Here is a 12,142-nt window from a genome sequence, read left to right as displayed (position 1 = left end):
CTCATCGCCGTCAGCCGGCCTGACCGCGGGACGCCAGATAGCGCCCGACAAGTTCATTGATCTTCGCTTCGATGGCGGCGCGCTCCAGCACCACGCCGCCGTCGGCCCATTCGATCCGGCAGTCGCCGGTCGCAATCGTCGGCTCGGCCAGGATCACCAGCCGGCCCTGGAAGCCGCTTTGCGCGGCCATCCGCTCGATGTTCTCGTGCGCGGTCTCGTAGAGCGCATCGTTGATGCGGACCACGAGATGCGGCGTCGACACCAGATGCGAAAAGCAGTCGCTGACCAGCGCGGTGATCTCGCCGAGCGGCTCGCGCGCGACCAGTTCGGAGCACAGCTTGCGAGCGACCGCGACCGCGACATCGACGGCTTCGGTCTCCATCCGCGTCTCGATGCCGGCGAAGCGCGCCGCGATGCCCTTGATCGCGACGCCGATCTCCTCCAGCGCCTGGGCGGACCGGCGGTCGCTCTCGACCTTGGCTTCGCGCTGCGCGGCTTCGTATCCGGCGCGGTAGGCCCGGGCCTCGGCATCGGCGATTTTCTGCGCGACCTCGGCCGGAGTGGCCGCGCGCTCGCGGGCGCGGTCGGGCTCCGAGAAGTCCGTATCGAACAGAAATTTCGCGGGCGCGGCCATCAGTACACCAGCTCGTCGTCGGCGCGGTTCTTGGTCAGCGTGATCTCGCCCCGGGCGGCGAGGTCCTTGGCGAGGTTGACGAGCAGCGCCTGCGCCTCGTCGACGTCGCGGAGCCGCACCGGGCCCATCGCGGCCATGTCGTCCATCAGCATCTTGCCGGCGCGGGAGGACATGTTGCCGAGGAAGAACGCGCGCACTTCCTCGTTGGCGCTCTTCAACGCGACGCCGAGCTTGTCCTTGTCGATGTTGCGCATCAAGGTCTGCGCCGAGGCGGCGTCGAGCTTGATCAGGTCGTCGAAGGTGAACATCAGCGCCTTGATGCGCTCGGCGGACTCGCGGTTTTCCTCCTCCAGCGAGGTGATGAAGCGGGTCTCGGTCTGGCGGTCGAAATTGTTGAAAATTTCGGCCATCACCTCATGGGCGTCGCGGCGGCGGGTCTGCGACAGGTTGGACATGAACTCGGTGCGCAGCGTCTGCTCGACGCGTTCGATGACTTCCTTCTGCACCGCCTCCATCCGCAGCATGCGGCCCACGACGTCGAGCGCGATGTCCTCGGGCAGGATGGCTAGCACGCGGGCGGCATGCTCGGGCTTCAGCTTCGACAGCACCACGGCGATGGTCTGCGGGTACTCGTTCTTGAGGTAGTTGGCCAGCACCTCTTCCTGCACGTTGGAGAGCTTCTCCCACATGTTGCGGCCGGCGGGCCCACGGATTTCGTCCATGATGCCGGTGACGCGTTCGGCCGGCAGGTACTGCTGCAGCAGGCGTTCGGTGGCGTCGAAATTGCCCATCAGCGCGCCCGACGCCGACATCCGCGAGACGAATTCGAGCATCAGGTCCTCGACCACGTCGGCTTCGACGGTTCCGAGCGTCGACATATGAACCGACAGCTCCCGCACCTCGTCGTCGTCGAGCATCGACCAGATCTTGCCGCCATATTGCTCGCCGAGCGCGAGCATCAGGATCGCCGCGCGCTTGGGACCGGACAGCGGCTTGCCCTTCGGCCGGCCGCTTTGGCGGCTCGCCAGCGTCGTCAGGACGCTGGTGATGTCGTTGGCGTTGGTGGTCTGCGGTACGGCGGCCATGTCAGCTCTCGGCGGGTTCGCTCAGCCATTGACGGACGATGGAGACGGTCTCGTTCGGATTGCGTTCGGCCAGTTCGCCGACCCGGTGCACCGCCTGGGCATGGACCTGGCCCTGGATCTGGGCGACGTCGATCAGTTGCGCCGCGGCGCTGCCGCCCGGGATCAGGGCCTGGCCGGTCGCAGCAGTGGTGCCTTCTCCGGCATGCGCGCCGGCCTCGGCGAGAGCGGGCATCGCGCCGGTCAGCGCCGGCACCACGTCGGTCGCCAGGATGCGCTTGACCAGCGGGCGGACCACCATGAACAGCACAACCAGGCCAAGCATCATCATCACGCCGAGCTCGATGACGTACATCACGTCATCCTTGGTGAACTGCAGCATGCCGAGCAGGCCGGTCGGCTCAGGCAGCGGGGTTGCCATCGGTGGCTCGGCGAAGCGGAGATTGACCACCTCGACCTGGTCGCCGCGCTTCTGGTCGAAGCCGATCGCGGAGCGAACCAGCGCAGCGATGCGGTCGAGCTCTTCCTTGGAGCGATCCTGATAGACCAGGTCGCCCTTTTCGTTCTTGGAATAGCTGCCGTCGACCAGCACGGCGACCGAGATCCGGTTGACACGGCCGGCTTCGGTGACCTCGGTCTTGGTGGTGCGGGAGATCTCGTAGTTGTTGGTCTCTTCGCTCTTCTTGCTCTGATCGCGGGCGCGGGCGGCGTTGTCCTGGTTCTGGTTGCCGGGCAGCTCGTTGTTGACCGTGACCTGGCCGGAATTGTCGGCGGTGAGGCTCGATTCCTCGCGGGTCTGGCTGGAGCGCAGCACGCGGCCTTCGGGATCGAACTTGTCCGAGGTCTCGGTGATCTTGTTGTAGTCGAAGTCGGCGGAGAGCTGGACGCGGGCGCGCCCGGTGCCGACCACCGAGGAGACGATGTCCTCGACCTGCTTGCGCATCCTCTTTTCGAAGGCGGTGCGGCGCTCGTCGCCGACCGCCGCGTCGGCATCGCTGGTAGCGCCGTCGGCGAGCAACTGGCCGGCCTCGTCGACGATCGAGACGCGTTGCGGTTTCAGCCCGTTGACTGCGGAGGCGACCAGATGGCGAATAGCGCGGATCTGCTGCGGCTCCAGCGCGCCACGCACTCTGAGCACGATCGAGGCGGACGGCTCCGGCGTCTCGCGCGAGAACAGCGGCCGCTCCGGCAGCACCAGGTGGACGCGCGCGGCCTGCACGCGGTCGATGGCGCGGATGGTGCGGGCGAGCTCGCCTTCCAGCGCGCGCAAATGGTTGATGTTCTGGACGAAGCTCGTGGTGCCCAAGGCGTCCGACTTGTCGAAGATCTCGTAGCCGACGCCGCCGCCCTTGGGCATGCCGCCCTCGGCGAGCTTCATCCTGAGTCGCGTCACCTTGTCCTTCGGCACCATGATGATGGCGCCGTCATTGCGCAGCTCGTAAGGGACGGCCTGTCGCTCCAGCTCCTTGACGATGGCCGAGGAATCCTCGGTCGACAGGTCGGTGAACAGCGTGGTCATCTGCGGCGTGGTGACGCGGACGATGACGAAGGCGAAGAAGCCGATCAGGGCAGCCGTGACCGCCACCATGGCCGCGAGGCGGGCCGCACCCAGACCTCTCAGGAAAGCAACCAGACTTTGCACCAACGGCCCCCAGGGATTCGGCCCCAGCGGGTCCGACTGGGCAATTATTGCCTAGGGTATGGTTTCCATCTGGTTAACAGGGATTAAGAACCGCGGCAAAAACGCGGACATGAAAAAAACCGGCCTCGCGAGGCGGAGCCGGTTTTCGTCAAATGCTACAGGAATTTGCGGAATTACTGCCGGTATTGCTGGATTCGCGTGGTGCGCAGCCCGGCCAGACCATGCTGGTCGATCGAGAACTGCCAGGAAAGGAATTCATCGACGGTCAGCGTGTAGCGGCTGCAGGCTTCCTCGAGGGAGAGCAGGCCGCCGCGGACCGCAGCAACGACTTCGGCCTTACGGCGGATCACCCACCGCTTGGTTCCGGGGGCCGGCAGGTCCGCAATCGTTAACGGGCTGCCGTCAGGCCCGATGACGTATTTCACCCTCGGGCGGTGGGGTTCTGTCATGGCGTACTCACAAACTCTCAACCACTGAACTCGCGGAAGGTAACCTACGCCCACCGGTTTAAAATTTGCCTAAGCCCAAGCGTCCAATACGAATCTCGTTGGAACGGCCCGGAACAGGGCGGAATTCGGGCGCCAATTGGGCCCGGGCGGTCAGCGGCCGATGATCGCACCATGAGATCGGCACGTTCGCGTGCTTCCGTCGACAGAAGCCGGCAATGCGAAACTTGCGTGTCGGCGAAACACCAAAATTTGCCGCGGCCATCGGCCGCGCGCCACCTTTCTCACGCCCGGGGGGTCGTATATGAGAGATTCGTTGTCGAATCGCGCCGATAGTCGCCGGGGAACGGACTGGCAGCGTCGCGAACGGTGGCAGCCGTCAAGTTGATCAGGAACTTGAGACCTGACGTCTTGATTGACGCAAGCGCGGACAGGCATTTCAAGCGGGGCAGGGCATGGTTGCTCGATTGACGACGGCACAATCCACCGGGGCAATGCTGCGTCGGGGCCTTCCCGCCACCGTGGCGCTCGCGGCGCTCGCCGCATTGCTGGCGCTGACCTCCGCGGCCGCGGCGCGGCAGGCGCGCCCGGCACCCGCCGTCGAGGCGGTGGCGCCGCGCGAGGCCGGCGAGCCGATCATGGCGATCGTGTCGATCAAGACCCAGAAGGTCACGTTCTATGACGCCGACGGCTGGATCCTGCGCGCGCCGGTCTCAAGCGGCATCAAGGGACGCGAGACGCCGGCCGGCGTCTTCGCCGTCGTCGAGAAGGACAAGGACCACCACTCGACGCTGTACGATGATGCGTGGATGCCGAACATGCAGCGCATCACATGGAACGGCATTGCGCTGCACGGCGGACCATTGCCCGGCTATGCCGCCTCGCACGGCTGCGTGCGAATGCCTTACGAGTTCGCGGAGGACCTGTTCGACAAGACCTGGATCGGCATGCGCGTGATCATCGCGCCGAACGATGCGGCTCCGGTCGAGTTCACCCACCCGGCGCTGTTCGTGCCGAACCCGCAAGCCATGGCCGCTGCACCGGCACATGCCGAGGCTCTGGAACGCGAGGCGGCGGAAGCCGCCAGGACGGCCGACGAGGCGAAGAAAGCCGTCGCGGCCGCGGCGAAGGACGCCGCGCAATACACGCCGGCAGCGCTGCGCAAGCTGGAAAAGCTGAAAGCCCGTGCCGACGCAGAACTCGCCTACGCTGACAAGGTGCTCGCCGCGGCCAAGACCGACCAGGCCAAGGCGCGCGCCGAGGACATCAAGCAGAAGGCCGCTACCAAGGCCGCGGACGCTGCCACGCAGCTCGATACCGCCAAGGCCGATGCGAAGCCGAAGCTCGACGCCGTCGCGGTCGCCAAGGACGCCGCCAAGGCGGCTGCGGCCAAGAAGGCCGAGACCGAGAAAGCGGCGACCGAGGCGAAGCTCGCGCTCGAGCCGGTCTCGGTCTACATCAGCCGCGCGACGCAGAAGCTTTACGTCCGCCGCAACACCCACAAGCCGTGGCCGGACGGCGGCGAGGTGTTCGACTCGAGCATCGAGGTTCCGGTCACGATCCGCGATCCCGACCGGCCGATCGGCACGCACATCTACACGGCGGTAGCGCGTAACGGCGCAGGCCTGCGCTGGACCGAGGTCACGATCGACGACGGCGACAACGCCAAGGACGCGCTCGACCGCGTCACGATCCCGCAGGATGTGCTGGATCGCATCGCGCCGACTGCGGTGCCGAAATCCTCGATCATCATCTCGGACGAGCCGCTGAGCAGCGAGACCAACTACCGCACTGAGTTCGTCGCGGTGCTGAGCAACCAGCCGCAAGGCGGCTTCATCACGCGCAAGCCGACGCCGCGGACCGATGGGATAGAGGTCGCGGGCGACGGCTGGAGCGACGACGGCGGCGGCTTCTTCGGCAATTTCTTCCAGGGCAATGCGGCCCCTCAAGCGGTCTACACGCGCCGACGTGGCGGCCAGTACTATTATCCGCAGCAGGGCTATCCGTCGCAGCAAGTCTATCCGTCGCAACAGGGCTTCTATCCGCCGCAACGGGGCTTGTGGTAACGCAGGGAAAGAGGACGCGCCCCACTCGGCGCATCTTGCTCGGCTGCCCGCGCCAAAGGTAAGGGGAGCGATCGGTGGCTACATGGGGGCTGCCCAACTCGCGCGATCACCTCGTGGGGCATTGAAGCACCTGGATTTGCCCAGGCAAAATTGGTGGAATGCATCTGGTCCACCGTGAGCAGATGACCATGACACCGTCCGACGAGCTGTCCGCATACACGATGTTCGGCCGACGCGATTGGGCGGCATTGCGCTCCAACACGTCCCTCACTCTGTCGGACGCCGATCTCTTGGCGCTTCGCGGCTTGAACGAGCCGATCACCACCGCCGAGGTCGCCGACGTCTACTTGCCGTTGACCCGCCTGTTGAACCTCCATTTCTTGGCGGCGCGTAACCTCGCGCGGGTCAAGGCGGAATTTCTCGGTCGGCCGGCGCGCGGCTCGCCCTACATTGTCGCGTTGGCAGGGAGCGTTGCGGTCGGCAAGAGCACCCTTGCCCGCGTGCTTTGCGCGCTCCTGGCGCGCTCGTCGGATCATCCGCAAGTCGAGCTGGTGACGACCGACGGCTTCCTGCATGCCAACAGCGTTCTGGAGGAGCGCGGGCTGATGCGGCGGAAAGGGTTTCCCGACAGCTACGATCTTCCGCGCATGTTGCGGTTTCTCTCGGCGATAAAGGCCGGCGAGCCCGACCTCGCGCTGCCCGTCTACTCGCATTTGATCGGCGATATCGCGCCTTCCGAATGTCAGGTGGTCCGGCAACCCGACATCCTGGTGTTCGAGGGGCTCAATGTCCTGCAGGCGCGCGGCACGGCACCGGTGGTGGTTTCCGATTTCTTCGATTTTTCGATCTACCTCGACGCCGACGAGGCCGACATCCAGTCCTGGTATGTCGAGCGCTTTCTCGGGCTACAGCCGACGGCTTTCCGCGATCCTACCTCATATTTCCATCACTACCGGGACCTCCCACCGGCGGACGCACGCGAGGTTGCGAACAGGTTGTGGCGTGAGCATCATCGCGCCAATCTCCGCGAGAACATCCAACCCACGCGGACGCGGGCCGACGTCGTGCTGCGCAAGCGCTCCGATCATTCGATCGGTGAAATCTGGCTGCGGGAAACCTGATCCTGCGGCGTCATAAACGTCGTGCGTCCTCATCTTGAGAGGCCGTGGATTCATGTAGTCATGCCAAACAGCGCGCTGTCATCACCCGCGCATGCGGGTGATCCAGTATTCCAGAGAGGCCGGTGCCTGAACCGAGAAGCCGCGGCGTACTGGATGGCCCGCCTGCGCGGGCCATGACGAGTGAGAGAATGTGCATCCGGGGCAGTTTCAAGTTCACCTGTCAACCAGCGCGCTGTCATCACCCGCGCATGCGGGTGATCCAGTATTCCAGAGAGGCCGGTGCCTGAACCGAGAGGCCGCGGCGTACTGGATGGCCCGCCGGAGCCTGTCATCGGGCGCGCGTTCGCGCGACCCGGTGGCGGGCCATGACGAGTGAGAGAATGCAGATGTTTGACTCGCGGGCCACGCAAACACACTCGGTATCGTCCCTGCGAAAGCAGGGACCCATAACCACAAATGCTGTTCGTTGCGCGATGCTGGAACGACGCGTTCCATTCACAACATCCGCCGCGGAGTATGGGTCCCTGCTTTCGCAGGGACGACGGCGGTGGACGTAGCGCCGGCCTTCGCAGGAACGACAGACGAAATGTGCAGCGAGAGTGACGTAACTCAGCTCGAGCCTGTCGTTGTGCGCACCACGCGCTTGATCTTGTCGGTGGTGTAGGTCTGGCCGCCGATCGAGAGCAGCGGCGGGGAGGCTGTCAGGTCGACCGAATCCACCATGCCTTGAACTTCTGTCGTGATCGCGACGTCGTTGCCCTTGGAGTCCTTGCCGGTTGCGGTTAGCGTGTAGGTGCCGGGCGGCCATTGCGTGCCGTCAGTGCCCTTGCCGTCCCAGACGAAGCTGGCATTGCCCTGGTTCAGGTTGAAACTGCCGGAATAGGCGGTCTGGCCGGTCGAGCTCGTAATCGTGATGGTGGCACTCGCGGCCTGTGTCGCCGTCAGATTCCAGGTCGCGGACTTGTCGAACTGCGCCTTGCTGCCGTCGACCGCGACCGTGTTGCCGACATAAACCAGCGCCTGGGTCGACTGCGCGCTCTTCTCGATATCGATCAGCGACTTCAATTGGTCGTTCGATTTGAGCTGCTGCTCGACGCCTGCGAACTGCACGAGCTGCTGGGTGAACTGGTTGGTGTCGAGCGGATCCAGCGGGTTCTGGTTCTGCAACTGCGTCGTCAGGAGCGTCAGGAAGGTCTGGAAATTGTCGGCGATGCCCTTCGTCGTCGTCGACGCCGAGTTGCTGCTGGAGCTCGATCCGGTGTTGGTTCCTGGTGCCGAAGTGATCGGCGTCGGCATGGTTGCATCGACTGACATCGTGAACTCCCTACACTCGGATATCGACGCCGCCGAGCGCGCCGGATGGGCGCCCGTAGGAGCGGCTTGCGTTGGCCGCGGGAACGCTCTCGTCCTCGCTGACGATCAGGCGATGGGCGTTCGGATTGGGCTGGCCGTTGTTGTTCTGACCGGACTGCGACTGGTCGCGCAGGCTGAACTGCAATCCGCCGTTTCCGGTCGACAGGCCGGCATTGTCGAGCGCGCGCTGCAACTGGTTGGCATCCTGGCGCAGCATCGACAGCGTTTCCGGCCGTTCGACGGTGAGATGCGAGGTGACCTGGCCATTGCGATCGACGTCGATGCGGACGTCGATGCGGCCAAGCTCGGCTGGATCGAGCCGGATTTCGAACCGGCTCTTGCCGCTCCTGGCGGAGGCGGCGATCTGCATCGCAAGTCCGCTCAGCGGCACGGCGGCATTCTGCGCCGCGGTGGCCACGGTGAATTGTGGTGCCGTGACCTGCGTCGTCGATGTGGTCGCGAGTTGCGGCGGAAGCGCGTTCGCGGCCTGCGTGCTGGCGTCGGGCGCATTGAGCAATGTCTGCGCCGCCGTGTGGGCGTTGGCAGCAGGCATCGGCGCGGCCTTGCCGTCGGCATCGGCCTTGATGACATCGGCGGCGCCGTCGGCGGTCTTCGCCTTGCCGGCGACGGCGGCGGGTTGGGTCACCTGAGGAACGATGGTCGTCGGCGCCGCCGCAGCGGCGTTGTTGGATGCGGCGGTGCCGTCCTGATCCGCAGGCGCGGTGGCGGCCGCATCCTTCACGGCCGCTTGTGTGGTGGCTTGCTGTGTCGTCGCCTTCGCGGCAGGTGTCGTGGCCGCGACAGTTGCGGTGAGCGTTACGCTACCGCTCGCTGTCGCGACGCCCTGGGCCGTCGTTGCATCGGCGCTGGCCGCGACCTGCGCCTCGGTCTTCACGCCGGCGGCCTTGGCGATGTTGCCGGCGTTCGCGGTGGTGGTTGTCGCGGTTGCGGTGTCGGTGCCGTTGGGCGCGCCGGTGCCGGCGATCGCCGAGCTCGCAGCGATCGCCGCGGCCGCGATCGCCAGCGGTGCCGCAGGCTTGTCGGACGAGGTGGTTGTGGCCGTTGCACTTGGATCGGTCCGGGCCGCGGCAACCGGAAGCACGGTAGCGATCGGGTTGGCCGCGTTAGCCGCCGCCTTGTCGGATGGAGCCGGCTGAGCCTCGGTCTGGGCCGCCGCCGGCTTGTCATCGGTGGATTGGGTCTTTCCGGTCGAGCCGGAGTCGTCCGATTTCGACTTCGACTTGCTCTTGCGCGGAGCGTCGCTGCGGCCGGTGGCCTTGCTATCGTCCGGCGACGGCCGGTCGGGCGCCGTGGTGGTGTCGCGCGAGCGCGCGTCTGCCGGCGACGGCGAATCGTCGGAGCGCCGTGCGGGCGGGGGTTGCGTGGCCGGGCTGTCGTAGGCGCGGTCGTCGTTGCTGGTCGGCGTGTTGCTGTCGACCAGCGCGGCAAAGCTGCCACCGCCCGCCTGCTGGGCCAGGTCCGGACGCCCCGGGCGCGGCGCCGCGCCCTGAAAAGACAGGCTTGCCAATGCTTCCGACTTGACGCTGACCACCGCCGACCCTCGCAAAGAAACTTCCGGCCTTTTGTCAGCAAGGACCGGGCCAGCCGAACCTCTCATGGAAATTCGAGGTATTTCAGTCGGTTAACTCGGGATGACGGAGGCCGGAACCGGACCCCGGCGGGGCCTTCTTTTTGCCCGGCGGCAAGATTTGCCCTGCGCGCGCGGCAACTCGTCACTTCCCCTGATTGCCTCCCCGGAATACGGCCTATATTAAAGAGGGTCTCCAACGCGTCCCGAACCGACCGATCAGGCCTTGGACGCGTTCTAAGGCTCTCTGGACACAGGCTTTTTAATCCCGTCGCGGAGCCCGGAAGGCGCGCCGCGACATGATCGATGACCCCTTGACGATGCTCAACACCCTGGATCTCGAAGGTCGCCCTGAGGACACACGGATCGTGGTCGCCATGTCTGGTGGCGTCGACTCCTCGGTGACGGCTGCGCTGTTGAAGTCGCAGGGTTACGACGTGGTCGGGATTACGTTGCAGCTCTACGACCACGGCGCCGCGACCCATCGCAAGGGCGCCTGCTGCGCGGGCCGCGATATCCACGATGCGCGCAATGTGGCCGAGCGGATCGGCATCCCGCATTACGTGCTCGACTACGAGAGCCGCTTCAAGGAATCCGTGATCGACAATTTCGCCGACAGCTACGCGCTCGGCGAGACGCCGGTGCCGTGCATCGAATGCAACCGGTCGGTCAAGTTCCGCGATCTATTGGCGACCGCGCGCGAGCTCGGCGCGCAGGCGCTCGCCACCGGCCACTATGTCGCCTCGCGCAGATTCGCCGACGGGTCGCGTTCACTGCTCTGTGCGGCGGACGCCGATCGCGACCAGAGCTATTTCCTGTTCGCGACCACGCGCGAGCAGCTCGATTTCCTGCGCTTTCCGCTCGGCGACATGACCAAGCCGCAGACCCGCGAGCTGGCGCGACGTTTCGGTCTCGAGGTTGCCGACAAGCAGGACAGCCAGGACATCTGCTTCGTGCCGACCGGCCGCTATACCGACGTCATCGGCCGGCTGAAGCCGAACGCCATCGCGCCCGGCGACATCGTCGATCTCAACGGCAACGTCATCGGCCAGCACCAAGGCATCGTTCATTTCACCGTCGGCCAGCGCAAGGGGCTCGGCATTGCATCGGGCAGCCCGCTCTATGTGGTCAAGCTCGATGCGGCGACGCGCCGCGTCGTGGTCGGGCCGCGCGAGGCGCTGCGGATGGACCGGATCGCGCTGCGCGACGTCAACTGGATCGGCGACGGCGCGCTCGATCGCGTGATCGGCGACGGCATCGAGATGTACGTCCGGGTCCGCTCGACCCGCGCGCCGCAGCCGGCATGGCTGCGGGCCGTCGATGGCGGTTACGAGGTCGAGCTTGTTGCGGGCGAGGAGGGCGTGTCGCCCGGACAGGCCTGCGTGTTCTACGACGCGCCGTCGGGGCAGCCGCGGGTGCTCGGCGGCGGCTTCATCAAGAGCGCGACCGCCAGCCGCGCAACGCGGGCAGGGACGCGGGATACGATGGCGCCGCTCGCAGAGGCGGTTCGCGGCTAGGGATTATCGGGGCAGGCAATGGGGGACATCGACCGCGACGGGGTCGAAAAGGCGTATGGCCGCTGGGCGCCGGTCTACGATCTCGTTTTCGGCAAGGTGTTCGACCACGGCCGCCAGTCGACGATCGCAGAGGCCGACCGGATCGGCGGACGCGTGCTCGATGTCGGCGTCGGCACCGGACTGTCGCTGTCGGAATATTCGCGCACGACGAGGCTGTGCGGGGTCGATATTTCCGAGCCGATGCTGCGGCGGGCGCTCAAGCGCGTGCGCGCGCTGGGCCTGAGCAATGTCGAGACGCTGGCGGTGATGGACGCCAAGAACCTCGCTTTTCCCGACGCATTTTTCGACGCGGTGGTGGCGCAATATGTCATCACCGCGGTGCCCGATCCCGAAGCGACGCTGGACGATTTCATTCGCGTCCTGAAGCCGGGCGGCGAGCTGATCCTGGTCAATCACATCGGGGCCGAAAGCGGGCCGCGCCGGATCTTCGAGCTCGCCTTCGCGCCGCTGGCGCGGCGACTCGGCTGGCGGCCGGAATTCCCGTGGGAACGGCTGACCAATTGGGCCGCCAAGCATGGCGGCGTGAGCCTTGCAGAACGGCGGCCGATGCCGCCGCTGGGGCATTTCTCGCTGATCCGGTTTCGAAAATCGTGAGGTTGCGACGATTCTGACCTGGAACATCGGTGCGCCCGC

At 65.9% G+C, this 12,142-nt stretch carries 10 protein-coding genes; 4 read left to right on the top strand and 6 right to left on the bottom strand.

What is annotated here, in order from left to right; translation table 11 throughout:
• Positions 1-10 precede the first annotated feature (10 nt).
• From P6U25_RS31810 to P6U25_RS31795, 4 genes are all read right to left on the bottom strand, one after another.
• A complete protein-coding gene (locus P6U25_RS31810; protein ID WP_407148692.1) occupies positions 11-634 on the bottom strand; it encodes a FliH/SctL family protein in 624 nt (207 codons plus the stop codon).
• Positions 634-1,719, bottom strand: coding sequence for a flagellar motor switch protein FliG (fliG, locus tag P6U25_RS31805; protein ID WP_407148691.1), 1,086 nt, complete (start codon positions 1,717-1,719; stop codon positions 634-636). The genes P6U25_RS31810 and fliG overlap by 1 nt, the downstream gene beginning before the upstream one ends.
• A 1-nt stretch (position 1,720) precedes the next feature.
• Complete coding sequence (gene fliF, locus P6U25_RS31800) at positions 1,721-3,358, bottom strand: flagellar basal-body MS-ring/collar protein FliF (RefSeq protein ID WP_407148690.1); 1,638 nt, start codon at positions 3,356-3,358, stop codon at positions 1,721-1,723.
• Between the two features lie 173 nt (positions 3,359-3,531).
• A complete protein-coding gene (locus P6U25_RS31795; RefSeq protein WP_002714638.1) occupies positions 3,532-3,807 on the bottom strand; it encodes a DUF1153 domain-containing protein in 276 nt (91 codons plus the stop codon).
• Between the two features lie 452 nt (positions 3,808-4,259).
• On the opposite strand from P6U25_RS31795, the gene P6U25_RS31790 reads away from it, so the two are divergent.
• Both P6U25_RS31790 and coaA read left to right on the top strand, forming a co-directional pair.
• Positions 4,260-5,870, top strand: a complete 1,611-nt coding sequence (locus tag P6U25_RS31790; protein ID WP_407148689.1) for a L,D-transpeptidase — start codon at positions 4,260-4,262, stop codon at positions 5,868-5,870.
• 188 nt (positions 5,871-6,058) lie between these two features.
• Positions 6,059-6,991, top strand: a complete 933-nt coding sequence (coaA, locus tag P6U25_RS31785) for a type I pantothenate kinase (RefSeq protein ID WP_407148688.1) — start codon at positions 6,059-6,061, stop codon at positions 6,989-6,991.
• A 609-nt stretch (positions 6,992-7,600) separates the two neighbouring features.
• Here the strand turns inward: coaA and P6U25_RS31780 are convergent.
• The gene (locus tag P6U25_RS31780; RefSeq protein WP_407148687.1) at positions 7,601-8,305 is read right to left on the bottom strand and encodes a flagellar hook assembly protein FlgD; all 705 of its coding nucleotides are present in this window, start codon (positions 8,303-8,305) and stop codon (positions 7,601-7,603) included.
• A gap of 10 nt (positions 8,306-8,315) precedes the next feature.
• A complete protein-coding gene (locus tag P6U25_RS31775) occupies positions 8,316-9,896 on the bottom strand; it encodes a flagellar hook-length control protein FliK (RefSeq protein WP_407148686.1) in 1,581 nt (526 codons plus the stop codon).
• A 356-nt stretch (positions 9,897-10,252) separates the two neighbouring features.
• Here P6U25_RS31775 and mnmA point away from each other — a divergent pair, with 356 nt between their 5' ends.
• Positions 10,253-11,449, top strand: a complete 1,197-nt coding sequence (gene mnmA, locus P6U25_RS31770) for a tRNA 2-thiouridine(34) synthase MnmA (RefSeq protein ID WP_407152667.1) — start codon at positions 10,253-10,255, stop codon at positions 11,447-11,449.
• Between the two features lie 18 nt (positions 11,450-11,467).
• Positions 11,468-12,103, top strand: coding sequence for a class I SAM-dependent methyltransferase (locus P6U25_RS31765; protein WP_407148685.1), 636 nt, complete (start codon positions 11,468-11,470; stop codon positions 12,101-12,103).
• Positions 12,104-12,142: the final 39 nt, after the last annotated feature.

This window comes from Bradyrhizobium sp. ORS 86, assembly GCF_045571475.1.
Taxonomy (GTDB): Bacteria; Pseudomonadota; Alphaproteobacteria; order Rhizobiales; family Xanthobacteraceae; genus Bradyrhizobium.
The sequence above is the reverse complement of the archived record's forward strand: the minus strand, read 5'-3'. Positions and strand labels throughout refer to the sequence as shown.